The following is a 25,529-nucleotide window of genomic DNA, read 5'->3' as shown; positions in this document are numbered from 1 at the left end:
TCGCAACGTCAATCCGGGAGCGAGTTCGGCTCAGAGCGCATGCGGTGCATGCGCCCGCGTCTCGTTCTGCGTCTGCTGAACCGCGCGCGTGCTTTCCAGCTGCTGGCCGCGTTGAGATTCCAGCTGCTCGGACACCTGCGCCATGGGCGGCGACTGCGCCGGATCGGCGTTGACGCGATAGCCGGGGGTGGTGCCGCCCACCCAGACGCTGCCATTGGTATAGCTGATCTGACCGGCATCGACCCTGGACGGCTCGGTCATGCCGTTCTCCTTGGCCAGATACATCGCGTGGGCGACTGCGTTGTCCGGCACCTCCGGCGGCAGCCTGTCACGCAGCATCTGGTAGTAGCCATGATCGGGATGACCGGCGCTGCGCGGGTCCTGCGCCTCCGGCTCGCCTGGCTGGCGATGGCGGCTGCTGTCGCGGAATCCGGACGGCAAGGGGGCTCCGCCGATCCCAAGCGCATCGAGATCGACACGAATGTCCGGCGCGGGGCGCCCGGGATTCGCCGCCTGCGCCTGATCCTCCTCCCGCCGGATCATCCGCATCGCCCTGCCGATTTCACCCTCCGGGTAACCGGCGGCTTCGTAGAAATACCTGTTCACGCCCGCGGCGTCAGCGCTTCCCATCCTGAAACCATTTTCGGCCGTCAGACCCGGCAGGCCGGGCCGAGGTGTGTACGTCGGCGGATTGGTACTCAGATCGGCGTTGATATACGCCCGCATGTCGTCCGGCGAGGCATCGTAGATGTCCCGAAGGGTCGCGTTCGGATTGCGCCGCCTGACACTGTCCACAACCATGTTGAAACCGGCGATCTCGGCGTTCACCTCGAGATTGCGTGAGGTTTCGTTGTAGTTCCGCAGCAGGCCGGTGTAGTCGTGCGGAGACGGCCCTGCGGCGATGGTCGCCGCCTGCCTGCGCAGATTGGCGTCCTGATCGAGGATGTCCTGACGATTGACGCCATGCTGCAACTCGTGCCCCATCGTGAAGAGCACGGTGTTGGCCGCTTGCGGATTGCGGTCGGCGCGCTCGAGCTGATCCACGGAAACCCGCATCATCCGCGCTTCCGCGTTGTACGAGCCCACGCCGCCGCCCGGACGCCGGTCCTCGAATCGTTCCAGGTTTCCACGCCTGATGGATTCGAGCACGACATCCCGCAGTTCCGGGGTGCGATCGATCAGGTCCCGCAAGTTCCGTCCCGGATGCCGGGAATCATTGTCGAAACGACGCTCGAAATCCCTGAGCATCTCGTCCAGTCTTGTCTCTTCCGGCGTTACCATGTCCTTATGCTCCTGTCTGTCAGCCGTAAGCGTTGATGATCAGCATCGAAACGCAGGCCTGCGGATCATCGGGCGTGCGCTTCCCTCGCACGTAGACGGTCACCTCGACGTTCCCGCGCGCGAAATCCCAATAATCCTGCGTGTCCGTGCGATTCCGCAGCCGTGTCGACTTGAAACCAGCCTCGGTCAGGGTCTTGTGATACTCGTCAAAATCGACGCAGACAGGCGTCATGTCGGCGCCGGTGTTGCTCTGGTCGTTGAACTGGAACAACAGTCGGTTCGGCTTCTGGCCCGGATCGGCCGACATCGTGCGCAAGCCGTAGTACCACACGTCGGTCAGCTTGCCGGTGACGCCGTAGTCGTTGGGATCGTCCGGATTGACCCGGACTCGCAAGCCAGTCTGCTTCTCGATGTTGTCGGCCGCGATGTCGCCGGCGCCGTGAATGCTCTGGATCAGCGTGAGCACACGCTCTCCGATCTCCTGCGCGTTGAGCGCGGGATGATCGGCAGTGGAAACAGTTGTCGTCATGACGGTGTTTTCCTTGGCCTTGGATGATGTTTCAGCTGTAGCGCAGGCGGATGCCACGAGCACGCAAAGCACTGCCGGCAGGCCCATCCTCGAAGCGACGGTGACTCGCAAGGCATCCTCCATTGATGCGCGGGGCGGCGCGGAACAATCTAACCCCGGCTGCCGGGGGACACAACCCGAGGAACCACGCGGCTTTTCATCCGCCTTCATCCCGTCAGCGCCGCCGCATGCACCCCGGCCACCGCCCTGCCGGAGGGATCGGCAGCGCCTGCGAAAGCCGGATCCCAGGCCAACGCAGCCGGCGACGAACAGGCGATCGACTTGCCACCAGGCACCGTCTCGGCCGCGGCCGGCGACGGGAACGCCTGCTCGAACAAACTGCGATAGAAATACGCTTCCTTGGTCAGCGGCGGATTGATCGGGAAGCGCTTGTCGGCGGCGGCGAGTTCGCGATCGCTGACCTGCTTCTCCGCATGCGCCTTGAGTCCGTCGATCCAGCCGTAGCCGACGCCGTCGCTGAACTGCTCCTTCTGCCGCCACAGGATCGACTCCGGCAGATAACCGTCGAAGGCCTCGCGCAATATCGCCTTCTCGATGCGGCCGTTCTGCTTGTCGACCATCTTGGCCTGCGCATCCATCTTCATCGCCACGTCGAGGAATTCGACGTCGAGGAACGGCACGCGCGGCTCCACGCCCCAGGCCATCATCGATTTGTTGGCGCGCAGGCAATCGTAGTTGTAGAGCGCGTCGAGCTTGCGCACCAGTTCCTCGTGGAACTCGCGCGCGTTCGGTGCCTTGTGGAAGTAGAGGTAGCCGCCGAAGATCTCGTCGCTGCCCTCGCCCGAGAGCACCATCTTCACGCCCATCGCCTTGATGCGTCGCGCCAGCAGGTACATCGGCGTGGAGGCGCGGATGGTGGTGACGTCGTAGGTCTCGATGTGGCGGATCACATCCGGCAGTGCGTCCAGGCCTTCCTCGAAGGTGTACTTGAAGCCGTGATGCACCGTTCCGAGCGCATCGGCCGCGATCTGCGCGGCGGCGAGATCGGGTGAGCCTTCCAGGCCGATGGCGAAGGAGTGCAGACGCGGCCACCAGGCTTCGGAGACGTCGTCGTCCTCCACGCGCTTGCGTGCGAAGCGCGCGGCGCACGCGGCGACCAGCGAGGAATCCAGTCCACCCGAGAGCAACACGCCATAAGGCACGTCGGTCATCAACTGGCGATGCACGGCGCGCTCAAAAGCCTCGCGCAACTCCTGCGCCGAGACTTGCACACCCTGCGTCGTCGCGTAGTCGCGCCACGGCTTCTCGTAATATTTTGTCAGCGAACGCGTGGCACTGTCGTAGTAGTGGCCCGGCGGGAACTGCGCGACGTCCGCGCACAGGCTGGCGATCGCCTTCATCTCGGAAGCCACGCACAGGCGCCCTTCGCGATCATGGCCCCAGTACAGCGGGCAGACGCCAATCGGATCGCGGGCGATCAGGACGCGCTGCTGATCACGATCCCAGAGCGCGAAGGCGAAGATGCCGTTCAAACGGTTGAGGAAGTTTTCCGGCCCGCCCTGGTCGAGTACATCCTCGAGATACAGCGCGTTGATGACCTCGCAATCGGAACCGGTCTGGAAGTCGTACTCGTGCCGCAGTTCCTTCTTCAGTTCGCGATGGTTGTAGATCTCGCCGTTGACCGCGAGCACCAGCCGGCCATCGGCCGATTTCAGCGGCTGCGAGCCGCCGGCCGGATCGACGATGGCCAAACGCTCATGCACCAGGATCGCGCCCTCGTCGGCATGCACGCCGCTCCAGTCCGGGCCGCGATGGCGCTGGCGTTGCGAGAGTTCCAGCGCCTGTCGTCGCAGGGCGGGCAGATCATCGCCCGTCTGCAGGCCGAAGATTCCGAGGATCGAACACATCGCGATGTCTCCAGTAGTGTTTTGAAATTGCGAGGCTTAGAAACAAAAAACCCGCGCCAGGCGCGGGTTTCGGGGATGCTGGATGCTCGCTCGCACCTAGCCGCCGACCCGCCTTGTGGGCGTGCGGTTATTGGAACGGTTATTGACGTTCCGCTGGGCGTTGGCGATGGAGGTGACAAACGGCATGGGTCAGACGCTAACCGGTCCGCTGTGGGTTTGGCAAGCGCTTTCTGCCCTCTCCCGCGCACGGGAGAGGGGCTGGGTCACGGGCCTAGAACTTGCCTTCCTGGAAATCGACGAAGGCCTGCATCACTTCCTGTCTGGTGTTCATCACGAACGGGCCGTAGCGGGCGACCGGTTCGCGCAGCGGATGACCGCCGACCAGGATCAGCCGCGCACTCTCGCCGCCCGCCTCCATCCTGAGCAGATCACCGCCGCCGAGAACGCCGAGTTCGTGGGTCGCAAGCACGCGCACATCCTCGCCCTCGCCCAGCTTCGCCTCGCCCTCGAACACGTAGGCGAATGCGTTGTGGCCTTCCGGCAGGACATATTCCCAGGTGGCGCCGCGCTCGAGCGCGACGTCGAGATAGACGGGATCGGTCGCCGGCTGCGCGATCGGCCCGCGCACGTCACCGACGGCACCGGCGATGACCTTCACCGTCACGCCGTTGGCGGGCGTCGCCACCGGAATGCGCTCGGCGGCGAATTCCTGGTATTTCGGCACGGTCATCTTGTCCTTCGCCGGCAGGTTCACCCACAGCTGGAAGCCGCGCATGCGGCCGGCCTGCTGCTCGGGCATCTCGGAGTGCACCAGGCCGCGTCCGGCGGTCATCCACTGCACGCTGCCCGGGCCGAGCAGGCCTTCGTTGCCGTGGTTGTCACGGTGGCGCATGCGGCCATCGAGCATGTAGGTCACGGTTTCGAAGCCGCGGTGCGGGTGGTCGGGGAAGCCGGCCAGATAATCCTCGGGCTTGTCCGTGCCGAATTCGTCGAGCAGCAGGAACGGATCGAGGTCGGGAAGCTCGGCGCCGCCGATCACGCGGGTCAGCTTGACGCCGGCACCGTCCGAGGCGGCGGTGCCACGGATCTTGCGGGTCACGCGGGCGGCATGGAATCGAGTGGTGGCGTTCATGGCGATCTCTCGTCGGGGTCTAGATGCCCCAACTCTGCGGCCATGCCCGCGCCGCCAACAGGGCGGCTGATGGAACGGAGGGTTACATCGGCGCGGCGCCGACCTTCCGGTACACATAGACGGTCGCCGGCGGGATGTTGCGCAGCACGAACGCGCCCCGCTCCGCCTCCAGGCCCAGCTCCTCCGCCACCCCGGAAGCCAGCGGCGCCTGCGGGCCGTAAGTGAACTGCACCAGCCGTCCATCCTCGCGTAAGCAAGCGAATGCCGCGGCGTAGATGTCGTGTTGCACCCGTCGCGGCATCGACAGCACGCCCAGTCCGGAGACGACCGCATCGGCCTTGCCCTCGCCCGCGAAGCCATGCGCGGACGCGATCGCCTCCATCTCGCGCGCGTCGCCGTGGACGATGTGCACCTGCGGAAATCTCCGTTGCAGGCGGGTGTGCATGGCCGGATTCAGCTCGATCGACAGCAGATCCTGCGGCGCGATGCCATGGGCCAGCAGACGTTCGGTGAAGACGCCCGTGCCCGCGCCGAGCTCGATCACCCGGCGTGTGCCCGGCGGCAATTCGGCCAACATCGCCGAGGCCAGCTCCCGCCCCGACGGCACGATCGCGGCGGTGCGGCGGGGGTGCTTCAGCCATTGCCGCAGCAGCAGCATCCAGTGGGGCATGGCGTTTTCGAGCGTGTTGGTCATGCGGCCATCATGACCATGGAAGGATTCCGACTTTGTTAACCGGGCCTGTCCGTGTCGGAGGAAAAAGCGGATCGGCACTCAGTTCGTCATTCCTTGCGAAAGCCCGGTCCCAACAGCCGAATGGCTGGTCATCCGACCTTTCACTCAATAAGCGCATGGCTTTCACAAAAACTGGATTCCGGCTTTCGCCGGAATGACGATCACTTTGTCGAATGCGTTAAGTACGCCGCAAAGCCCAGGTTTTATGGATGCGCGGATTGCGGGCGAAATCCTGCGGGATGGTCTGCGCGCTGATGTCCTCGCAGGTGGCGAACCCGGCGATGGCCTCGGCATCGAGCTTGAAGCGGCGGAAGTTGTTGGAGAAATAAAGCACGCCCTCCGGCGACAGGCGCGCCACCGCGGCGCGCAGCAGGCGCACGTGTTCGCGCTGCACGTCGAAATCGTCGGCGCGCGCGGAATTCGAGAACGTGGGCGGGTCGCAGAAGATCAGGTCGTAGCGGCCACGGTCGGCCTCCAGCCAGGTCAGCGCATCCGCCTGCACCAGGCGGTGCGCCGAACCACCAAAACCGTTTTCCTGGAGATTATCGGCCAGCCATTCCAGATAGGTCGCCGACAGATCGACACTCGTCGTGGAAGTCGCGCCGCCCACCACGGCCTGCACCGTCGCCACGCCCGTGTAGCAGAACAGGTTGAGGAAGCTCTTACCGCGCGCTTCCTGGGACATCCGCTTGCGCAACGGGCGATGATCGAGGAACAGGCCGGTATCGAGATAATCGAACAGGTTCACGCGCAGGCGCGCGGCGCCTTCACGCACGACCAGCATCTCGCCTTTGCGATCAAAGCGTCCTGCTCCCATATGTGCATATTTGCTGCCGCCCTTGCCTCGCGAGCGCGTCTTCGTCGCGATGCGCTCACGCGGCAGACCGAACACCTCGCGCGCGGCCGCCAGCACTTCGCCAAAGCGGCGCCGCGTATCGGCTTCCGGAATGGCGGCCGGGGCGGCGTATTCCTGCATATGCAGCCAGAGTGCCTCGGGATCATCGGCTTCCGTGTAGACATCGATGGCCGCCGCATATTCCGGCAGATCGGCGTCGTAGACGCGATAGCAATCGATCGCCTCGCGTGCGCGCCAGGACTTCAGGGCGCGCAGATTCTTGCGCAGCCGGTTGGCGAGCATCTGCGCGCCTTCCGACAAGGCACGTGGCTCGGCGGCCTCGCGCGATGCCGGCTTGATCGGATCGCAAATAATCAGGCTGCATTCGAGGGCGCCGTTGAACAGCTGGTATTTCTTCTGCGCGCGCAAACCGGTGGCATGCGCGAGTTCCGCATCACCGCAGAGGATGCTCGCACGCCAATTCGGGACGGCCTGCTTCAAACCGTCGCCCAGTGCGCGGTAGAGCTCCGGGTCCGCGGCGAGACGCGCGTCGTAGGGCGGATTGCACACGGCCAGGCCGCGCGGATTCGATTGCACGGGCAGCACGGCGACATCGCGCACATCGAAACGGATCGCATCGCGCAATCCCGCGGCGGTGGCGTTTTCGCGCGCTGTCGCTATCGCGCGCGGATCGAGATCGCCGCCGTCGAAAACGTCTCGCAAGGCCGCGCGTCCGGCGCGCTCGCGCAGTTGCGCCTCCTCGACCAGCTTCGTCCATGTCGCGATGTCGAAGCCGTGCCAGCGCGTGGGCAGTTCGCCCGCATATCTCAGCAGGCCCGGGGCGACGTCCGCCGCCATCAGCGCGCCCTCGATCAGCAGCGTCCCGCTGCCGCACATCGGATCGAGCAGGCCGCCGCCTTCCGCGTAGAGCTTCGGCCAGCCACCGCGCAGCAGCACGGCGGCGGCGAGGTTCTCCTTCAGCGGCGCTTCGCCCTGCGCACGGCGCCAGCCATGACGATGCAGCGGACCGCCGCCCAAATCCACCGACAGGATTGCCTTGCCCTTGCGCACGACGAGATTCAGGCGCAGATCCGGCGCATCGACATCCACACTTGGCCGCTCACCGCTGTGTGCGCGCATCGCGTCGACCACGCCGTCCTTCACCCGCTGCGCGGCATACCTTGCATGCGTGATGGCCTCGCCCGCCACGTGTGCGTCCACCGCCAGCGTCATCGTGGCGTCGAGATGGTCATGCCACGGCAATGCCGCCACGCCCTGGTACAGCGACTGTTCGTCCGGGCAGTCGAATTCCGTCAACGGCCACAGCACGCGGCTGGCCAGTCGCGACCACAGGACGGCGCGCTGCGCATCGATCTCCTCGCCTTCTACGTTGACGCCGGCGATCGCGGCGCTGGCGCGCGCGCAGCCCAGCGCCTGCAACTCGTCGACGAGCAGGTATTCGAGGCCTTTGGCGCAGGAGACGAAAAATTTCATGAAATCGCTTTCCGCTTTCCCTTCTCCCTCCGGGAGAAGGTGGCGCGAAGCGCCGGATGAGGGAGGGAAATCACTTTCCTGGGAGCGTATCTCGGCGAGTCAGTTCCTGCCCTCATCCGCCCTTCGGGCACCTTCTCCCGGAGGGAGAAGGAAAAGCAAATCAAAAGCGTCGCAGCAACTCCGCGAACGCTTCCGCCGACGCGGCCACGTGCGCCGACAGGCGATGGCTGTCGTCCACCATGAGCACGCGCGCACGGCGCGGGTGTGCCCAGTTGATCACTTTCTGCGCAGGAATCAGTTCGTCGTCCCAGCCATGGATGATCGATACCGGCACGTGCGCGGCATCGAGCGCCGGCGCCGGCCCCATCGACACCGGCGGCGCCATCAGGAACAAGCCAATGACCGGCACCTGCAGCGAGACCTGGCCTGAAATCCAGGCGCCGAGGCTCGATCCCGCCAGCACCAGCGGACCACGCACCGCCGCCTCGCGCGCCAGCGCATGCAGGCGCTGCACGCGCGTGGGCACGTCGCCGAGGTCGCTGACCTCGCGTTTGGCGTCCAGGTCGGTGTAGTCGGGACGCTCGTGCGTCCAGCCCAGTTGTTCGGCGACCTCGGCCAGCGCCGTCACCTTGGTGGCGTCCGGTCCGCTTTCGAAGCCGTGCGAGAGGATGCAATGGCCGCGCATGCTCAGGTTTCCACCCAGGTCACGGCATCACCGATGCGGAACTTGCCGCCTTCGAGAATGCGCGCGCACAAGCCGCCGTGCCCGCGCATCGCGTTGTAGCCACCGGGACCGAGCGCCGCCTCCATGCGCGAACATGGATCGCAGGCATCCACGCCTTCAAGCAACACATCACCGATGCGAAAGCGCCGATCCCTCAACGCGATCAGCGGAATGCCGGAGACGACGACGTTGCGGCGCAGGAGCGCGGGCGGCACGCTGGCATGGCCGCTCAGCGCCGCGATCGTCGGCAAATGCTCCGCCTGGATCAGCGTAATGCCGCGATTGCCGCTGCCGCCGGCATAGCGGTCTCCCGCCAGTCCGCCGCCGGCCTGGGCATCGACTTCGTCGACCTCGCGCATCGGCACGTCGCGCGCCGGGCGCAGGCCGATCCATTCGACCCGGCCCCCTCGCGGGAATTGCGACATCAGGCGATACAGTTCGGAATTCGGGGACGGGAGCGACATAGACGAATGCTAGCATCGCGGTCATGACCGCCGCTCGGATCGACCCGCTTCCCTACGTCGACAAGCTCGACCCGCGCCCGCTTTCGCAGATCGATCTAGTCGTCATCCACTGCACCGAACTCCCCGACCTGGCCACGGCGCGCGACTACGGCGAACGCGTGCTGTACCCGGCCAGCGGCACCGGCAACAGTGGCCACTGGTACCTCGATCGCGACGGCAGCGCCGTGCAGTACGTGCCGCACGAGCGCATCGCCCATCATGTGCACGGCTACAACCCGCGCTCGATCGGCATTGAACTGGTCAACACTGGCCGCTACCCGCACTGGCTGGATTCACGTCACCAGGCGATGCAGGAACCCTATCCGCAGGCACAGATCGCCGCGTTGCTGTTGCTGCTGGAGCGCTTGAGCGAAACCCTGCCGTCGCTGCGCTGGATCGCCGGCCATGAGGAACTCGACACGACGACCGAGCCGGCCAGCGACGACCCAGCACTGGAAGTCCGGCGCAAGCTCGACCCCGGACCACTGTTCCCCTGGCCGCAGGTAATGGCGACGACGGCGCTGCAACGCCTGCAGCCGTCCGAACCGGAGGCCGGCCGCGGGGCGCCCGTATAATCCGGGTCTGCCCACGACACCGGCGCCCATGGCCTCCCCCGTCTCCGAACTGATCGAACTGCTCTCGCTGGAACGGCTGGAGAACAACCTGTTCCGCGGCCAGAGCCGCGACATCGGCACCAAGTACGTATTCGGCGGCCAGGTGCTGGGACAGGCGCTGTCGGCGGCACAGGCGACGATGACGGCGCCGCGCGACGCGCATTCGCTGCACGCCTATTTCCTGCGCGCCGGCGACATCGAACATCCCATCGTCTACGACGTCGACCGCACCCGCGACGGCGGTTCGTTCTCGGTGCGGCGCGTCACCGCGATCCAGCACGGCCAGGTGATCTTCTTCTGCGCGGCTTCGTTCCAGGAACGCGAGGAAGGCGTCGAGCATCAGCTGTCGATGCCGGAAGTGCCCAAGCCCGAGGACATCGACCCCGCGCACGCGGTGCCGCAGGAAGTGCTGGCCAAGCTGCCGATCAAGATCCAGCGCTGGCTCGATCGCACCGGCCCGTTCGAATTCCGCCACGTCTATCCGCGCGACGAGCTCAAGCCGCCGAAGCGGCCGCCGTTCCAGCAGGTCTGGTTCCGGCTCAGCGAGCCGGTCGGCGACGCGCCCGAACTGCATCGCGCCCTGCTCGCCTACGCGTCGGATTTCCAGCTGCTCGGCACCGCCACCTTCCCGCACGGCATCAGCTACTACCAGCCGAACGTGCAGATGGCTTCGCTCGATCATGCACTGTGGTTCCACCGTCCGTTCCGCGCCGACGAGTGGCTGCTGTATTCGATCGACAGCCCCAGCGCGCAGGGCGCGCGCGGGTTGGCGCGCGGCCAGATCTTCGATCGCGACGGCAAGCTGGTGGCGAGCACGGCCCAGGAAGGCATGATCCGGGTCACCACGGCCACCGACGCGGCGACGCACGTTCCGGCAAAGAGTTGAGATGAGACAGGTCTTCTCCAGCGCGCGATTGGAAAACGTCGAAGCGGTCGCGAAGCTGCTCGAAGAGGCCGGCATCGAAACGCGCGTGACCAACGGGCGCTCGTACAAGAGCGCGATCCGTGGCAATTTCAGTTATCGCGACGACGGCAAGCAGATGCCGGCGGTGTGGATCGTCAAGTCCGAGGACCAGCCGCGTGCGCGCGAGATGCTGCGCGAGGCCGGACTGATGGATTCCTCGCGCAACGCGCCCGACAGCTATCTCGCGATGAGCTTCCGCAACGAACTTCCCGACCGCGGCGCCCGGAGCAGCGGCGAGCGCCGGGCCTTCCGCATCAAGCTCGGCCTGATCGCGGTGATCGCCGCCGTGATCGCGCTGACCTTCATGTCGTGGCGCTCGAATCGCACGCCGGTGTCGGCAACCGCGCCCAGGCCCGTGGCGATGGTCAGCACGGCGGAATTGCCGCGCGGCAAGACGCCGGTGCCGGACAGTCTCGCGCTGGCGGTGCTGCGCGGCGATATTCCGAAGGAAGCCGGCAGCCATGTGTGCATCGCCGTCGATGCGCGCGACCCCTCGCCCGCGCTGCTGGCCTCGCTGCCGCAGACGCAGGCCACGGTGCTGCCGGTCTCGCGCTGCCCGGTGCAGGGCAACGGCGATGTGTTACCACTGGTGCTGGCAGTGGGCCGCTACGAGAGCAGCGCGCCTTCGGGTTACGGCATCGTCTATTTCGTGCGCCGTCGCGGCAATGGACCGGTGGTGCCGCGCTGGTTCGAGGTGCGGCCGGAAGGTGACGGCTGGCGCGTGGTCCAGCCGCTATGAAAACGTCCTAAATGCATGTCATCCCGGCGAAAGCCGGGATCCAGCTTCTCGTTCACCAAGCGACTGTCTCAAGAAAAAACTGGATCCCGGCTTTCGCCGGGATGACGAGCGTGGCTCATTCGTTGATTGTTGAAAGCTTCAAGAACTCGACAGCCGCCGCGCCATGACGCGCGGCGGCCGGTTTGGCAACGCAATTGTCGTCAAGATTCCCGATCAGGACTTCGGCGCCGGCGCGTCCAGCATCTTCCCGCGCGGCCCATGGCAGGCCTCGCGGACAGCGGAGAACTCTTCCGGGCTCAGCTTGCCATCCTTGTCCGCGTCGGCCTTGACGAAGCACTCGGCCTGGCGCTGTTCGGCGCGGGCCTGGAAATCCTCGCGGTCGAGATAACCGTTCTTGTCGGCGTCCATTTCCGCGAAGCGTTCGGACAGTTTCGGATCCGCGGCGGCTTCGGCACGGCTGACGCGGCCGTCCTTGTCGGTATCGAGCGCTTTCCACTTGCCGCGACGATCGTGGTGCATCATGCCGCCGCGCACCTGTGCGCGTTCATCGGCGCTGAGCTTGCCGTCCTTGTTGGTGTCGATCGCGTCGAAGCGCTCGGCGAGCCGCGGGGCCGTCGCCGCTTCGCTGCGATCGATCGCGCCGTCGCCGTTCTTGTCGAGCTGGGCCAGATGGCCGCGCGGCGCGGCCGTGGTGCCGGTGGTATCGGACTGCGCGGCGAGCGCCACGCCGGAAGCCAGCAGGGTCAGCAGCGAAACGGCGAGTAGGGTCTTGCGGGTCATGTCGGGAATCTCCTGGTCGAGGCACGGCCGTGCCATGCCTCGATCAACGCGCGATCCCAGCGCCGGTTGACCGCCGCCCGCGGGCAACCTGAAGACCAGCGACAGCAATCGCAGCCGTTGCGAGACGCCGGCGGTATGCTCCTCCCATGTCCTCCGCCCTCGCTCGCACCGTCTCGATCCTCGGCCATCCCCTGGCCGTGCTGTCGCTGGCCCTGCTGGCCACGCAGGCGGGCCGCGGCTCCATGACGCAGGCGTGGCAGCTCGCCGCCGGCCTCGGCGCGGCCGCGGTGCTGGTGATGGCGTATTCATGGTGGCAGGTCCACCGCGAGCGCTGGGGACACATCGACGCAAGCCACCGCAGCGAGCGCGGCAGCCTGAACCGTTTCCTGCTGATCGTCCTGACCGCCGGCGCGGCCGTCGCCTGGATGGCGGGCGCCACGCGTGGCGTCCCGGCCGCGCTCGCGCTCTCGGCGGCCATCATCCTCGTCGCGCTGCTCACCGCGCGCTGGTGCAAGCTGTCGCTGCATCTGGCCTTCGCGGTGTTCGCCGCCTGCCTGCTGGCGCCGCTGGCGTGGTGGGCCACGCTCGCCGGCCTCATCTTCGCCGCGTGCATCGCCTGGTCGCGCCTGTCGCTGTCACGGCACGTGCCGCGCGATCTGGTCGCCGGCGCCGCCACGGGCGCCATCGCCGGTGCCTCGTTCCTGCTGCTCCTGCGCGCGGGACAGGTCTAGGACGAACCCCATGCGCGACGTCGACGACCTGCGACTGTTTCACACCGGCGAGCACATCTGCGGCTACTGGCCGGAGCGCATCGCGCGCGATCTCGTGCTCGATCCGCGTGATCCGCGCCTGCTGCAGGTGTACCCGCGCGCGCTCGGCTGGGGCTTCCGCCGTTCCGGCGACATCGTCTATCGACCGCACTGCCCGAATTGCCAGGCCTGCGTGGCGGTAAGGATTCCCGTCGACGAATTCACTCCCAACCGCAGCCAGCGCCGCTGCCTCGCGCGCAATGCCGACGTCGAGGAGCGCGTGCTGCCCGCCAAGCGCAACGACGAGCGCTTCGCCTTGTATCGCCGCTATCTCGGCACGCGCCATATCGGCGGCGGCATGGACGATCACGGCGCGACCGAGTTCGACCAGTTCCTGATCGGCAGCTGGTCGCAGGGACGGTTCCTCGAATTGCGCCTGCATGGCCGCCTCATCGCCGTCGCGGTGACCGACCTGGCCGACGGCGCGCTGTCCGCCGTCTACACCTTCTACGATCCGGACGAAGCGGCGCGCAGTCTCGGCACGCTGGCGATCCTGCGCCAGATCGAATGGGCGCGTCGCGATGGCCGGCGTCATCTCTATCTCGGCTACTGGATCGATGGCCACGCCAAGATGGATTACAAGCGGAATTTCCATCCGCTCGAGTCGTTCGACGGCAGGAAGTGGGTGAGGGACCGCGCTTAGTCGATGCTTTCAGGGCATCAACGCTTCAACGCACGCCCCGCTGCAGTAGCCTTCGTTTCCGGCGCGCGCGTATCGCTCATCGTTGCGCACGCGCTATTCGCGTAGCGTTCCGGTTTGCGACATCGCACGGCGATTCCTTTTGCGTTGCAGCATGCATCGATCAACGCGCACGGGATCACGGATCGGATGCAATGCGGCTTGACGGCGGGAATGACGGTTCGCACAGTGCGCAGGCCTCAACCGGCCTGACGCGGACGACACAGATGCGCCGAATTCCCTGGCTATCGATTGGACTACTGCTTTCCGCGGCGCTCGTGGTCGTGCTCGCCTGGCAAAACCGCGAATTGCGGCAGCAGAAGGACGCGCTCGAGAAGCGCGCCTTCGAACCCTACGCCGGCATGTGGGTGCCGGAGATTCCGGCCAAGTCGCTGGGCGGCGATTCCGTCGTGATCGGCACCGCGCCGAAGCAGTTCCAGGTGCTGTATTTCTTCACGTCCACCTGCCCGTACTGCAAGCAGTCCGCGCCACTGGTGCGCAAGCTGGCCGAACAATTGGCCTCGGACTCGGCCCGTGTCCAGATGCTGGGCGTGGCGGACGGCGAGTCCGAAGCGGTGCGTCGCTACGCCGACGAACACGGATTCGGATTTCCGATCGCGACGCTGTCGGATCGTAGAAAACTGGCCTTGTTCAAGGCCCAGGCCGTGCCGTTGCTCGTCGTCGTCGATGCGCAAGGACGCGTCAGGCATTCGCACCTCGGCGTCTTCGACCGGCAGGACGAGATGGATGCGATCCTGAAAGCGGTCACACCGTCGCAGGAAGCGAAAGCAACGACGACTGCTGATCCAGGATGACGTCGACGTCGTCCCGACTGGAACCACGCGTCAGTCCGACGACAATCCCAACAGTTTCCGGCGCGCGGCGCTTGGCGTCGTCCCGCTCCAGCGCCGGAAGGCGCGCGTGAACGAAGGCGGATCCTTGTAACCCAGTGCTGTTGCGATGTGCTGGATGCTGATATCGGGGTCGGCCAGCATGCGCATGGCATCTCGGCGGCGCGCTTCGTCGAGCAGTTCCTGGAAGCCGGTGCCCAGCTCGCTCAATTTGCGTTTCAGCGTGCGGCTGGACATGTACAGCTGCGAAGCAACCTCGGCGAGCGGCGGATAGTTGCCGCGCTCGCTCAGGCGAATCTTGGCGCGGATGCGTTCCAGCAGCGTCAGCGACGGCACGCTGGAGATCGCCGCCTCGCGTTCGATCTGCTCCAGCGCGTGCTGCGCGGCACTGCGGTCGGCGGTGATCAGCGGGCGCTCGAGATAGGCCTGCGGGAAACGCACCTGCACCGACGGCATGGAGAAGCGCACCGTCGGCAGGCGTGACTTGTACTGGGCGAAGTAGTCCGGCTCCGGCCAGTCGAACCAGAGTTCGCACCATGGCTGCGCCTCGCCGATCAGGAAACCGAACATGCGGTAGACGCCGACCAGGATGCCTTCCAGGAAGAGTTGTCGCCACGAACCGAGATTGTGCGTTTCGTGCGCTTCGAGAATGGCCAGATCGCCATCGAACTGCAGGTTCAGCGTGACATCGCGTTGGCGCAGATGCTCGTAGCGAACCATCAGATCGATCGACTCGCGCAGGTTGCGCGCGCTCATCGCGGCGTAGCCGAGATAGCCGTGCGCGGTCGGGATCGAACGCAGGCCGAATTCGATGCCAAAGCCGACATTACTGCTCGCCGCCACCACGCGACGCATGACGTCCGCGGCATCGCGCGCCATCACCCGCATGTCGGGGCTGTTCAGCATGTCCATCGTCAGGCGGCTGCCGGCGAGAGCCGCTTCGATGTCGACGCCCCGCTCCGCCGCCGCATCCAGCAGGATGCGCAGGTAAGCCGCTGGCAGCGAATTGCGCAGGGCCGGACGAGGGCGCGAATCGCCCGATGCGGTCGTTTGAGCGTGCAAGCGATGAGTTCCGGAGGTCGTCGGCATGAAGAGCGGAACGGGTCGGACGGCCTTAAATGCTAATCATGTTGACACGATGCCCACTGATTGCAAACGGCTCGCAGCGACGAAACTGCACGTTGCCCGATGTTGCACTTGCACATGCGATGCGCCTGCGCAGTGGCGACATTCGGCATCCGGCACGCGAGCGATCGTCGATTCGATCTTGCGCCGCCGGCGATTTCGAGAGACAAGCCCTGACATTCCGCCCCCTTCCTGCCCGCGAGTCGAGATGAGCAACCCTTTGTTGTCCGGTATCCGCATCCTGGATCTCACGCGTCTGCTGCCCGGACCGTTCTGCACCCTCTACCTGGCGCAGCTTGGCGCGGAGGTCGTGAAGATCGAGCATTCCGGCGGCGGCGATTACACGCGCGAGCTGTCGCCGGAACTGTTCGCCCTCGTCAATCGCGGCAAGCAGTCGGTGGTGCTGGACATGAACAGCGCGGCCGGCGTGGCCGCCTTCCATCGCCTGGTGGAACAGGCCGATGTGGTGGTCGAATCCTTCCGCCCCGGCGTGATGGACAAGCTCGGCTGCGGCTACGAGACGCTGAAACGGATCAACCCGAAGCTGGTCTATGCCGCCATCACCGGCTACGGCCAGACCGGCCCGTACCGCGATCTCGCCGGGCACGACATGAACTACTGCAGCTATGCCGGCGTCCTCGACCAGATCGGCCGCGCCGGCGACGCGCCCGCATTGGCCAACGTGCAGATCGCCGACATCGCCGGCGGCTCGCTCACCGGTGCGATCGGCATCCTCGCCGCGGTGCTGGGCGCGCGCGCATCCGGGGAAGGCTGCATGGTCGACGTCGCCATGCTCGATGGCACGCTCGCGCTGCAGCAGATCGCCTTGTCGACGATCCGCAGCGAGGGCAGCCTGCCCGCGCGCGGACGCGACGTGCTGACCGGGTCCCTGCCCAATTACCGGCTCTATCGCTGCCGCGACGGCCGCTATCTGGCGGTCGGGGCGCTGGAGGCGAAATTCTTCCTGCGATTGCTGCGTGCGCTGAAAGCCTCGCTGCCAGGGCCGCTGCGACTCCTATTCGCCTGGGTCGGCGATGGTGGCAAACCGAAGACGAACGCCTCCAGCGGCGAAGCCGCGCCGCGCGATGGCGGCCTCGACCGCTGGACCGCGCTACAGCGCGAGCCGGAAAAACTCAAGAAGCGTCTCGCGCCGCTGCACTGGTTGCTGGCGCCGGCATTCCGGCTGCGCACGCTCGAACAATGGCAGCGGGTGTTTGCCGAGGCGGATTGCTGCACGACGCCCGTGCTGACACTGGAGGAAGCCCTGCGCAACGAGCAGGTCCGCGCCCGCGACATGGTCGAGGACTTCCACGGCAAGCCGGCCCTGGCCTGCCCGATCCGTTTCGAGAATGCCGCGACCATCAAAGGCGATACGCCCGCGCTGGGTGCGGATACCTTGGCCGTTCTGCGTCGTTATGGAGTGAGTGAGTCCGAAATCGAAGCCCTGGGATAAACGGCCGCGCCTGGCCGATGTCGTGTCGACATTGGCCGCAGCCGCCCACCTGGGATTCCGGGCCGGGTCGTCAGACCGGGATGTCCGAAAGCGGTGAAATGCCGCCAAGGGCGGCCGCGGTCACATCCGCCAATTCGTGGCCCAAAATGCTAAGCATTCTGGCGCGATACCGCCTCACCCGCACGATTCATTCAAACGCATGATTGAAAACCATGGGCCCGCCATGACGGCGGGCCACGCACCGCCACCGACGAGATTCCAATGCTGCCCAGAACCCTGTTCGACGCCGGCCACGACGAATTCCGCCGCACCGCGAAGCGGTTCTTCGCCGAAGAGATCACCCCCAAGCACGAAGCCTGGGAAGAACAGGGACAGATCGATCGAGCCGCCTGGAACCGCGCCGGCGAACTCGGCCTGCTCTGCTGCGCGATCCCGGAGGAATACGGCGGCCAGGGCGGCGATCGCCTGCACAGCGTGATCATGATGGAAGAGCAGATGATGGCCGGCGCCAGCGGCGTTGGCTTCGCGCTGCATTCGGACATCGTCGCCAACTATCTGCTGCATTACGGCACCGAGGAACAGAAGCGCACCTGGCTGCCGCGCATGGCCAGCGGCGAGACCGTCGGCGCCATCGCCATGACCGAACCGGGCACCGGTTCGGACCTGCAGAGCATCAAGGCCACGGCCACCGAGGACGGCGATGATTACCTCATCAACGGCTCGAAGATGTTCATCACCAACGGTCTGCAAAGCGATCTGGTGATCGTCGCCGTGCGCATGGATGGTGGCGAGGGCGGCGCGAAAAGCATCAGCCTCGTGCTGATCGAGGCAGACCGTCCCGGCTTCACCAAGGGCAAGCCGTTGAAGAAAGTCGGCATGAAGGCGCAGGACACCGCGCCGCTGTTCTTCGACAACGTCCGCATCCCCAAGAGCAACGTGCTCGGCGGCGCGGACGGGCTCAACATGGGTTTCATGATGCTGATGCAGGAGCTCGCCTGGGAGCGCCTGATCATCGCCATCACCTCGATCTCGGGCGCGGAAGCCTGTTTCGAGATCACCAAGAGCTATGTGCAGGACCGCAAGGCCTTCGGCAAGCCGGTGGCGAGCTTCCAGAACACGCGCTTCAAGCTGGCCGAGATGAAGTCGGAAATCACCATGGCGCGCGTGTTCGTCGACCGCTGCATCGAACTGGTGCTGAAAAACGAACTGCCGATCGACGCCGCGGCTGCGTCGAAATACCTGTGCTCCGACCTGTTGTGCAAGGTCGTGGACGAGTGCGTGCAGCTGCACGGCGGCTACGGCTACATGCTGGAGTATCCGATCGCCCGCGCCTTCGTCGATGCGCGGGCGCAGCGCATCTATGGCGGCACCAACGAGATCATGAAGGAAATCATCGCGCGGACGCTTTGATGCCCTCCCCCGTCACCTCGGTTTTCGCCGGGATGACGAACAAGAAGACAACAGCAAGACATCACTTAGAGACAGACACGACATGACAGATCAACTTCGCTTCGACGGAAAAGTCGCGATCATCACCGGCGCCGGCGCCGGTCTCGGACGTTCGCACGCGCTCGCCTTCGCATCGCGCGGCGCGCGCGTGGTGGTCAACGACCTCGGCGGCAGCGCGCACGGCGATGGCAAGTCCTCCTCGGCCGCGGATGCCGTGGTCGCCGAGATCAAGGCCGCCGGCGGCGAAGCCGTGGCCAACTACGATTCGGTCGAAGACGGCGCCAAGATCGTGCAGACCGCGCTCGATGCCTTCGGCACCGTCGACATCGTCATCAACAACGCCGGCATCCTGCGCGACGTCAGCTTCCAGAAGATGACCGAGCAGGACTGGGACCTGATCTATCGCGTGCACCTGCTCGGCTCGATGCGCGTCACCCAGGCGGCCTGGCCGATCCTGCGCGAGAAGAACTACGGCCGCATCATCATGACCGCCTCGGCCGCGGGTATCTACGGCAACTTCGGCCAGGCCAACTACAGCGCCGCCAAGCTCGGCCTGGTCGGCTTCGCGCAGACGCTGGCCGAGGAAGGCCGCAGCAAGAACATCCACGTCAACACCATCGCGCCGGCCGCGGCCTCGCGCCTGCTCTCGACAGTGCTGCCGCAGGACGTCATGGACCTGCTGAAGCCCGAATACGTCAGCCCGCTGGTGGCATGGCTGTGCCACGAGAGCTGCCAGGAAACCAAGGGCCTCTTCGAAGTCGGCGCCGGCTTCATCGGCAAGCTGCGCTGGGAACGCACCGAAGGCGTCTTCCTGGGCGGCAAGCGCGGCGTCAGCGTCGAGGACGTGGCGGCCAAGTGGGACAAGATCACCGACTTCAGCACCACGACCCATCCCAATACGCCGGCCGAATCGTTCACCTCGATCCTCGACAACGCCAGCAAGCCGCGCCTGGGCGGCAACGAGTTCATCGATCTGGACGAAGCGTCGAAGGACGTGATCGAAGCCGAGTCGTCATACGACGAACGCGATCTGTCGTTGTACGCGCTCGGCGTCGGCGCCGCGCGCGATGCGCTCGATCCGAAGGAACTGCCCTTCGTCTACGAACTCGGCGACGGCTTCCAGGCGTTGCCGACCTATGCGGTGATGCCCGCGGTCAACACCTACCTCAACCTCGCCCGCGACGGCCGCACGATCAAGGGGCTGAACTACGGCCTGGACCGCCTGCTGCATGGCGAGCAGTACACCGAACTGCTGCGTCCGCTGCCGCCGCACGCCAAGCTCAAGCACGTGGTCCGGTTCAAGACCGCCTACGACAAGGATCCCAACGCAGTAGTGGTTCTGGCCGTGGACACGCTGGACGAGAACGGCGAGAAGCTGGCCTACAACGAGATCACCAACTTCGTGCGCGGCGCCGGTGGCTGGGGCGGTGATCGCGGTCCGTCGGGCGAAGCGAACACGCCGCCCGCACGCGAGCCCGATGCGGTGATCGAGGAACAGATCGATCCCAACCAGACCCTGCTCTACCGCCTGTCCGGCGACTGGAACCCGCTGCACGCCGATCCCAACTTCGCCAAGGCCTTCGGTTTCGACAAACCCATTCTGCACGGCCTGTGTACCTACGGCTTCGTCGGTCGCCACGTGATCAAGGCTTTCGCCAACAACGACGGCCGCAGGTTCAAGAGCATCAAGGTGCGCTTCGCCAAGTCCGTGTTTCCGGGCGAGACGCTGGTGACGCGGATGTGGAAGGAATCCGATCAGCGCATCGTGTTCGAAACCCGCATCAAGGAGCGCGACGAGCTGGCGATCAGCCATGCCGCCGTCGAGTTCTACGCGGAGATTCCGCAGGCCAAGGCCAAGCCCGCGGCGCTTCCCGCAGCGGCACAGCCTGCCGCGGCGTCAGCGCCCGTCGCGCCCGCGACACCGACCACGGCCGATATCTTCCAGGTGATCGAAAAACACTTCGCGGCGAACAAGGGCCTGGGCGATCAGATCAAGACCGTGTTCCAGTTCAAGCTCAAGGATCCCGACTCGGATTGGGTGATCGACCTGAAGTCCGGCGACGGCTCGATCAAGTCCGGCACCACCGACAAGCCCGACGCGACACTGGAACTGAGTGACGACGACTGGCTGGCGATGAGCACCGGGCAGGCCGACCCGACCAAGCTCTACTTCAGCGGCAAGCTCAAGATCACCGGCAACATCATGGCCACGCAGAAGCTCACCTTCCTGCAGAAGATCGATCCCAAGCTGCTGCAAGACGTGCTCGCCGCGCGCGCCGGCGCCGCCGTGACCGCCGCGCCTGCGGCCGCTCCCGCTGCACCGGTGACACCGACCGCTGCCGACATCTTCACCGTGATCGAAAAGCACCTCGTCGCGCATCCGGGCACCGGCGATCAGGTCAAGACATTGTTCCAGTTCGAACTGAAGAACCCGGACGCGAGCTGGACGCTCGATCTGAAATCCGGCAACGGCAAGGTCAGCCAGGGCGTCGCCGAGAAACCCGACGCCACGCTGGAACTGAGCAACGACGATTGGCTGGCGATGAGCACCGGCCAGGTCGATCCGACCAAGCTGTACTTCGGCGGCAAGCTGAAGATCACCGGCAACATCATGGCTTCGCAGAAGCTCACGTTCCTGCAGAAGATCGATCCGAAGCTGCTGGAGGGCGTGCTCGCCTCGCGTGCCGGCAGTGCGGCCCCGGCGGCCACCGCCGCCGCACCGGCCGCCGCGCCCGCGCAACCGGCCGGCCCGACCACGGCTGACATCTTCAAGGTGATCGAAAAACACTTCGCGGCGAACAAGGGCCTGGGCGATCAAGTCAAGACCGTGTTCCAGTTCAAGCTCAAGAACCCCGATTCGGATTGGGTGATCGACCTGAAGTCCGGCGACGGTTCGATCAAGTCCGGCACCACCGACAAGCCCGACGCCACACTGGAACTGAGCAACGACGACTGGCTGGCGATGAGCACGGGCCAAGCCGATCCCACCAAGCTCTACTTCGGCGGCAAGCTCAAGATCACCGGCAACATCATGGCCACGCAGAAGCTCACCTTCCTGCAGAAGATCGATCCCAAGCTGCTGGAATCGGTGTTGGCGGAACGCGCTTCCGCGCCTGCTCCCGCGCAGGCCGCGACGCCCGCGGCCGCCGCACCGGCAGGCTCCACGGCGGCGGGTCGCGCATCCTCGATCTTCTCCTCGCTCAAGGCGCGCTTCGCCGCCGACGCCAAGGCCGCCGGCGGATTGGCCGGACGCGTCGTGCAGTTCCACCTGCGCGACCCCGCCGCCGACTGGGTGCTGGATTTCAACGGCGCCAAGCCGAGCGTCGAATCCGGACGCGCGCCGAAGGCGGACGCCACGTTCACGCTCGACGATGCCGACCTCGCCGATCTCACCGGCGGCAAGGCACAGGCACACGACCTGTATCAGCGCGGCCGTCTGCGCGTCGACGGCGATGTGCTGCTGGCACGCGAGCTTGACCGCCTCCACACCCTGCTGTCATCCAACTCGAAGCCTCGCGCGGTCGAGGCGCTGACCTAACAAGTTCGTCAAGGAGTCCATCATGAGCAACCGCGTCAACGTCATCGGCGTCGGCATGACCAAGTTCACCAAGCCTGGCGCCAGCCCCGAGTACTACGAGATGGCTCGCGAGGCCGGGCAGATCGCGCTGAAGGATGCCGGCATCCCCTACGAGCAAATCCAGCACGCCTACGTCGGCTACGTCTACGGCGATTCCACCTGCGGCCAGCGCGCCGTGTACGAGCTCGGCCTCACCGGCATTCCGGTGATCAACGTCAACAACAACTGCTCCACCGGCTCGACCGCGCTGTGGCTGGCGCGGCAGGCGATCGAAAGCGGCGCCGCCGAATGCGTGCTCGCGCTCGGCTTCGAGAAGATGGAAAAGGGCGCGCTCGGCTCCAAGTTCGAGGACCGCGAAACCCCGCTCGGCCAGCACGCACAGGTGATGGCCGATATCCAGGGCTTCAACTCCGCGCCGGCCGCCGCGCAGATGTTCGGCGGCGCCGGCCGCGAATACCGTTGGCAGCACGGCACCAAGAAGGAAACCTTCGCCAAGATTTCCGTGAAGGCGCGCGTCCACGCCAGCAACAATCCTTACGCGCTGTTCAACGAGAAGCTCAGCCTTGAGCAGATCCTCGCCTCGGACGATGTCTTCGACCCACTCACCCGCTTCCAATGCTGCCCGCCCACCTGCGGCGCCGGCGCGGCGGTGCTGTGCTCGGACGCGTTCGCCAAGAAGCACGGCATCAGCAACGCGGTCTACATCGCCGGCCAGAGCATGACCACCGATTACGCCTCCAGCTTCGAGCCGAAGAGCATGATCAAGATGGTCGGCTACGACATGAGCAAGGAGGCGGCGAAGCAGGTGTACGAACAGGCCGGCGTCGGCCCGTCCGACATCGACGTGGTCGAGCTGCACGATTGCTTCACCGCCAATGAGCTACTCACCTACGAAGCGCTCGGTTTGTGCGAGGAAGGCGGCGCCGAGAAATTCATCTGGGACGGTGACAACACCTATGGCGGCAAATTCGTCACCAACCCTTCGGGCGGCCTGCTGTCGAAGGGCCATCCGCTCGGCGCCACCGGCCTGGCGCAATGCACCGAACTGGTCTGGCAATTGCGCGGCACTGCCGACAAGCGCCAGGTGGATGGAGCGCGCATCGCCCTGCAGCACAATCTCGGCCTGGGCGGCGCTTGTGTCGTGACGATGTACAGGCGCGACTGACGGGGGAGAACGTCGACCGATGAAAGACACCGTGGGAGGGACGGCAGCCAGCATGCAGGAGCTGCCGGTCGAAATCCTGTTGCGGCTGGCGCGCGAGAAGGCGCACCAGCCGTGGCTGTTCCAACCGGTCGACGGACAGACCCTGCAATACACCTGGAGCGAGGCCGCCGAACAGGTCGGCCGCATGACAGCCGCCCTGCGCGCGCAGGGCTGGCCGCCGGGCAGCCGCATCGCGATCTCCGGCTTCAACACCGCGCATTGGTTCATGGCCGATCTCGCCATCCAGATGGCGGGCTACGTGCCGGTCGGCCTGTATCCGAAGCAGGCGCAGAAGATCACCACCTACGTGCTGGAGCACTGCGACGCCAAGGCACTGTTCCTCGGCCCGATGATGGATGGCCCGCAGTTCCTGGAAGCGATCCCGGAAGGTATCCTGAAGATCCGCATGCCCTACCCCACGGCGCCACGCGGCGACACCGACTGGGACACGTTCAGCACTCGCTTCGAACCCTTGCGCGACTACACCGCGCCCGATCCTGACGCGCTGTATCTGCTGATCTACACCTCGGGCACCACCGGCCATCCCAAGGGCGTGATGCTCAGCGCCAGCAACATGCGCTGGCTGCGCGCGGCCTTCAACAACGTCGCGCCGCAACTGTGCGAGAACGAGCGCCTGTTCTCCTACCTGCCGCTTGCGCATTTCCTGGAGCGCCTGGCGGTGGAGAGCGGCAGCCTGCTGTGGGGCGCGGAAGTGCATTTCCTCGAATCCATGGACAAGCTGGCGCAGCAGCTGCCGCAGGTCGCACCGACCCGGTTCATCGCCGTACCGCTGGTGTGGATGCGCCTGCAGGCCGGCATCCTGCAGAAGGTGCCGCAAAAACGCCTGGATTTCCTGCTGTCGCTGCCCGTCATCGGCCGAATCGTGCGGCGCAAGCTGCGCCGCGCCATCGGCCTCGACAACGCGCGGTTCTGCCTCACCGGCGCCGCGCCGATTCCGGTGACGACGCTGGAATGGTTCCGCGACAAGCTCGGCATCCTGATCCAGGAGGGCTGCGCCCCGACGGAGTCCGGTGCCTACGGCGCGGTGAACACCGCCGAGCACACCCGGTTCGGCTCGGTCGGCAGACCGATGTCCGACAGCGGCTTCCGCCTGTCCGAGGAAGGCGAGATCCAGCTCAAGCATCCCGGCGTCATGCTCGGCTACTACCGCGATCCCGAGCACACACAGGAAGTCTTCACCGAGGACGGCTGGCTCAGGACCGGTGACAAGGGCCGCCTCGACGAGGACGGCTATCTGTACGTCATCGGCCGCGTCAAGGACATCTTCAAGACGCAGAAAGGCAAGTACGTCGCGCCCGCTCCGATCGAAAGCGCGATGGCGCGCAACATCAACATCGACCAGCTCTGCCTGGTCGGCACCCAGCTCACGCAGCCGATCATGATCCTCACGCTGACGCCACATTCGCGGCTGCAGGACCGGCAGTCGCTGGAACGGGAATTGCTGGCCGACATGGAAGCGGTCAACCAGGCGCTGGAAGACCACGAGAAGATCGCCAAGCTTTATATCGTCGGCGAGATCTGGAACATCGACAGCGGCATCATGACGCCGACCATGAAAGTGAAGCGCGACGTGATCGAGGACCGCTACGGCGCGCGGGTGCGCGAGCATGCGCACAATCGCGAGCAGTTGATCGTCTGGAGTGAGTGAGCCTGGCGAACCATGGGTTCACGCGCTCACGAATGCCCAAGCACCACGCGCCTGGGCGGGGATGAGCAGCGCGGGCGTCAGCCCGCCGTTTTCGTTTGTTCGCTCGGTGCCCCAGCATCTTGTGCGGGTTTCGGCGCGGACACCGTCGCCGCGGACGCGGCCGCCGCCTCCATGCGCGGCGTGAACCCGAACAGGCCATCGCTGTGCGTGGACACCACCATCCGCACCATGCCGGTCGGCACCATCAGTTCCAGTGCCAATTCGCGGCCTTCCGGCGAACGCCCGTGCAAGGTCATCTCGATCAGCGCGCCACCGGTGTCGATCTCGTTGCACACCACGTGCGGACCGGCCGGGCTCTCCTGCAGGTAGGGTTTGATCGCCTCGCCCAGGGCCTCGAGCGCCTGCGGGAAGAAGAACACCGCGTAGCCGTTGCTATCGTTCATGCCTGTCTGCTCCGGGAAGATTCGATTCTAGGGTC

The 25,529-nt window shown here is 65.7% G+C and carries 22 protein-coding genes; 11 read left to right on the top strand and 11 right to left on the bottom strand.

All coding sequences use genetic code 11. The features are described from left to right. Positions 1–30: 30 nt before the first annotated feature. The 8 genes from AC1RNP_RS15165 to AC1RNP_RS15130 all read right to left on the bottom strand — a co-directional run bounded on the left by AC1RNP_RS15165 (position 31) and on the right by AC1RNP_RS15130 (position 9,099). Positions 31–1,281, bottom strand: a complete 1,251-nt coding sequence (locus AC1RNP_RS15165; protein ID WP_493052115.1) for a hypothetical protein — start codon at positions 1,279–1,281, stop codon at positions 31–33. Between the two features lie 19 nt (positions 1,282–1,300). Further along, positions 1,301–1,810 carry a hypothetical protein gene (locus tag AC1RNP_RS15160; RefSeq protein ID WP_493052114.1) on the bottom strand — a complete coding sequence of 170 codons (510 nt, stop codon included), beginning with the start codon at positions 1,808–1,810 and terminating at the stop codon, positions 1,301–1,303. Between the two features lie 206 nt (positions 1,811–2,016). Next, on the bottom strand, positions 2,017–3,717 hold the full coding sequence (gene asnB / locus AC1RNP_RS15155; protein WP_493052113.1) for an asparagine synthase B: 1,701 nt from the start codon (positions 3,715–3,717) through the stop codon (positions 2,017–2,019). Positions 3,718–3,988: 271 nt separating this feature from the next. Next, entirely contained in the window at positions 3,989–4,849 is an 861-nt protein-coding gene (locus tag AC1RNP_RS15150; RefSeq protein WP_493052112.1) for a pirin family protein, read from the bottom strand. A gap of 82 nt (positions 4,850–4,931) precedes the next feature. Further along, positions 4,932–5,543, bottom strand: coding sequence for a class I SAM-dependent methyltransferase (locus AC1RNP_RS15145; protein WP_493052111.1), 612 nt, complete (start codon positions 5,541–5,543; stop codon positions 4,932–4,934). Positions 5,544–5,760: 217 nt separating this feature from the next. Next, positions 5,761–7,911 (bottom strand): bifunctional 23S rRNA (guanine(2069)-N(7))-methyltransferase RlmK/23S rRNA (guanine(2445)-N(2))-methyltransferase RlmL, encoded by a 2,151-nt coding sequence (gene rlmKL, locus AC1RNP_RS15140; protein ID WP_493052110.1) that lies wholly within the window; start codon positions 7,909–7,911, stop codon positions 5,761–5,763. 160 nt (positions 7,912–8,071) lie between these two features. Next, complete coding sequence (locus tag AC1RNP_RS15135) at positions 8,072–8,596, bottom strand: alpha/beta hydrolase (RefSeq protein WP_493052109.1); 525 nt, start codon at positions 8,594–8,596, stop codon at positions 8,072–8,074. A 2-nt stretch (positions 8,597–8,598) separates the two neighbouring features. Beyond that, the gene (locus AC1RNP_RS15130) at positions 8,599–9,099 is read right to left on the bottom strand and encodes an MOSC domain-containing protein (RefSeq protein ID WP_493052108.1); all 501 of its coding nucleotides are present in this window, start codon (positions 9,097–9,099) and stop codon (positions 8,599–8,601) included. 23 nt (positions 9,100–9,122) lie between these two features. Here AC1RNP_RS15130 and AC1RNP_RS15125 point away from each other — a divergent pair, with 23 nt between their 5' ends. From AC1RNP_RS15125 to AC1RNP_RS15115, 3 genes are read left to right on the top strand one after another with little or no spacing between them, the layout of a single operon-like run. Next, positions 9,123–9,713 (top strand): N-acetylmuramoyl-L-alanine amidase, encoded by a 591-nt coding sequence (locus tag AC1RNP_RS15125; protein ID WP_493052107.1) that lies wholly within the window; start codon positions 9,123–9,125, stop codon positions 9,711–9,713. 28 nt (positions 9,714–9,741) lie between these two features. Then, a complete protein-coding gene (gene tesB, locus AC1RNP_RS15120) occupies positions 9,742–10,638 on the top strand; it encodes an acyl-CoA thioesterase II (RefSeq protein WP_493052106.1) in 897 nt (298 codons plus the stop codon). Between the two features lies 1 nt (position 10,639). After that, positions 10,640–11,455, top strand: a complete 816-nt coding sequence (locus AC1RNP_RS15115) for a putative signal transducing protein (RefSeq protein WP_493052105.1) — start codon at positions 10,640–10,642, stop codon at positions 11,453–11,455. Positions 11,456–11,668: 213 nt separating this feature from the next. Here the strand turns inward: AC1RNP_RS15115 and AC1RNP_RS15110 are convergent, their stop codons facing one another. Next, positions 11,669–12,235 (bottom strand): EF-hand domain-containing protein, encoded by a 567-nt coding sequence (locus tag AC1RNP_RS15110; protein ID WP_493052104.1) that lies wholly within the window; start codon positions 12,233–12,235, stop codon positions 11,669–11,671. Positions 12,236–12,381: 146 nt separating this feature from the next. On the opposite strand from AC1RNP_RS15110, the gene AC1RNP_RS15105 reads away from it, so the two are divergent. The 3 genes from AC1RNP_RS15105 (at position 12,382) to AC1RNP_RS15095 (ending at position 14,538) form a co-directional block, all read left to right on the top strand. Then, entirely contained in the window at positions 12,382–12,966 is a 585-nt protein-coding gene (locus tag AC1RNP_RS15105; RefSeq protein ID WP_493052103.1) for a hypothetical protein, read from the top strand. Between the two features lie 10 nt (positions 12,967–12,976). After that, the gene (locus tag AC1RNP_RS15100) at positions 12,977–13,687 is read left to right on the top strand and encodes an arginyltransferase (RefSeq protein WP_493052102.1); all 711 of its coding nucleotides are present in this window, start codon (positions 12,977–12,979) and stop codon (positions 13,685–13,687) included. A 263-nt stretch (positions 13,688–13,950) separates the two neighbouring features. Further along, positions 13,951–14,538, top strand: coding sequence for a peroxiredoxin family protein (locus AC1RNP_RS15095; RefSeq protein ID WP_493052101.1), 588 nt, complete (start codon positions 13,951–13,953; stop codon positions 14,536–14,538). A 30-nt stretch (positions 14,539–14,568) separates the two neighbouring features. Here AC1RNP_RS15095 and AC1RNP_RS15090 read toward each other — a convergent pair whose 3' ends face one another. Continuing rightward, positions 14,569–15,636 carry an AraC family transcriptional regulator gene (locus AC1RNP_RS15090; RefSeq protein ID WP_493052100.1) on the bottom strand — a complete coding sequence of 356 codons (1,068 nt, stop codon included), beginning with the start codon at positions 15,634–15,636 and terminating at the stop codon, positions 14,569–14,571. Between the two features lie 271 nt (positions 15,637–15,907). Here AC1RNP_RS15090 and AC1RNP_RS15085 point away from each other — a divergent pair, with 271 nt between their 5' ends. From AC1RNP_RS15085 to AC1RNP_RS15065, 5 genes are all read left to right on the top strand, one after another. Next, positions 15,908–17,152 carry a CaiB/BaiF CoA transferase family protein gene (locus AC1RNP_RS15085; protein ID WP_493052099.1) on the top strand — a complete coding sequence of 415 codons (1,245 nt, stop codon included), beginning with the start codon at positions 15,908–15,910 and terminating at the stop codon, positions 17,150–17,152. 261 nt (positions 17,153–17,413) lie between these two features. After that, complete coding sequence (locus tag AC1RNP_RS15080; protein WP_493052098.1) at positions 17,414–18,562, top strand: acyl-CoA dehydrogenase family protein; 1,149 nt, start codon at positions 17,414–17,416, stop codon at positions 18,560–18,562. A gap of 82 nt (positions 18,563–18,644) precedes the next feature. Next, positions 18,645–22,139, top strand: coding sequence for a peroxisomal multifunctional enzyme type 2 (locus tag AC1RNP_RS15075; protein ID WP_493052097.1), 3,495 nt, complete (start codon positions 18,645–18,647; stop codon positions 22,137–22,139). 22 nt (positions 22,140–22,161) lie between these two features. Then, positions 22,162–23,343, top strand: a complete 1,182-nt coding sequence (locus AC1RNP_RS15070; RefSeq protein WP_493052096.1) for a lipid-transfer protein — start codon at positions 22,162–22,164, stop codon at positions 23,341–23,343. A 19-nt stretch (positions 23,344–23,362) separates the two neighbouring features. Next, the gene (locus tag AC1RNP_RS15065; protein ID WP_493052095.1) at positions 23,363–25,051 is read left to right on the top strand and encodes an AMP-binding protein; all 1,689 of its coding nucleotides are present in this window, start codon (positions 23,363–23,365) and stop codon (positions 25,049–25,051) included. 77 nt (positions 25,052–25,128) lie between these two features. On the opposite strand, the gene AC1RNP_RS15060 is transcribed toward AC1RNP_RS15065, so the two are convergent. Next, positions 25,129–25,494, bottom strand: a complete 366-nt coding sequence (locus AC1RNP_RS15060) for a hypothetical protein (RefSeq protein WP_493052094.1) — start codon at positions 25,492–25,494, stop codon at positions 25,129–25,131. Positions 25,495–25,529: the final 35 nt, after the last annotated feature.

Source organism: Luteimonas sp. GW821-FHT14E02, from assembly GCF_058803905.1.
This window is presented reverse-complemented; position numbering and strand designations above follow the sequence as displayed.

Coding starts and splice junctions, on each gene's coding strand:
- AC1RNP_RS15165 (WP_493052115.1), bottom strand. CDS start 1,281: ATGGTAACGCCGGAAGAGACAAGACTGGACGAGATGCTCAGGGATTTC.
- AC1RNP_RS15160 (WP_493052114.1), bottom strand. CDS start 1,810: ATGACGACAACTGTTTCCACTGCCGATCATCCCGCGCTCAACGCGCAG.
- asnB (WP_493052113.1), bottom strand. CDS start 3,717: ATGTGTTCGATCCTCGGAATCTTCGGCCTGCAGACGGGCGATGATCTG.
- AC1RNP_RS15150 (WP_493052112.1), bottom strand. CDS start 4,849: ATGAACGCCACCACTCGATTCCATGCCGCCCGCGTGACCCGCAAGATC.
- AC1RNP_RS15145 (WP_493052111.1), bottom strand. CDS start 5,543: ATGACCAACACGCTCGAAAACGCCATGCCCCACTGGATGCTGCTGCTG.
- rlmKL (WP_493052110.1), bottom strand. CDS start 7,911: ATGAAATTTTTCGTCTCCTGCGCCAAAGGCCTCGAATACCTGCTCGTC.
- AC1RNP_RS15135 (WP_493052109.1), bottom strand. CDS start 8,596: ATGCGCGGCCATTGCATCCTCTCGCACGGCTTCGAAAGCGGACCGGAC.
- AC1RNP_RS15130 (WP_493052108.1), bottom strand. CDS start 9,099: ATGTCGCTCCCGTCCCCGAATTCCGAACTGTATCGCCTGATGTCGCAA.
- AC1RNP_RS15125 (WP_493052107.1), top strand. CDS start 9,123: ATGACCGCCGCTCGGATCGACCCGCTTCCCTACGTCGACAAGCTCGAC.
- tesB (WP_493052106.1), top strand. CDS start 9,742: ATGGCCTCCCCCGTCTCCGAACTGATCGAACTGCTCTCGCTGGAACGG.
- AC1RNP_RS15115 (WP_493052105.1), top strand. CDS start 10,640: ATGAGACAGGTCTTCTCCAGCGCGCGATTGGAAAACGTCGAAGCGGTC.
- AC1RNP_RS15110 (WP_493052104.1), bottom strand. CDS start 12,235: ATGACCCGCAAGACCCTACTCGCCGTTTCGCTGCTGACCCTGCTGGCT.
- AC1RNP_RS15105 (WP_493052103.1), top strand. CDS start 12,382: ATGTCCTCCGCCCTCGCTCGCACCGTCTCGATCCTCGGCCATCCCCTG.
- AC1RNP_RS15100 (WP_493052102.1), top strand. CDS start 12,977: ATGCGCGACGTCGACGACCTGCGACTGTTTCACACCGGCGAGCACATC.
- AC1RNP_RS15095 (WP_493052101.1), top strand. CDS start 13,951: ATGCGCCGAATTCCCTGGCTATCGATTGGACTACTGCTTTCCGCGGCG.
- AC1RNP_RS15085 (WP_493052099.1), top strand. CDS start 15,908: ATGAGCAACCCTTTGTTGTCCGGTATCCGCATCCTGGATCTCACGCGT.
- AC1RNP_RS15080 (WP_493052098.1), top strand. CDS start 17,414: ATGCTGCCCAGAACCCTGTTCGACGCCGGCCACGACGAATTCCGCCGC.
- AC1RNP_RS15075 (WP_493052097.1), top strand. CDS start 18,645: ATGACAGATCAACTTCGCTTCGACGGAAAAGTCGCGATCATCACCGGC.
- AC1RNP_RS15070 (WP_493052096.1), top strand. CDS start 22,162: ATGAGCAACCGCGTCAACGTCATCGGCGTCGGCATGACCAAGTTCACC.
- AC1RNP_RS15065 (WP_493052095.1), top strand. CDS start 23,363: ATGAAAGACACCGTGGGAGGGACGGCAGCCAGCATGCAGGAGCTGCCG.
- AC1RNP_RS15060 (WP_493052094.1), bottom strand. CDS start 25,494: ATGAACGATAGCAACGGCTACGCGGTGTTCTTCTTCCCGCAGGCGCTC.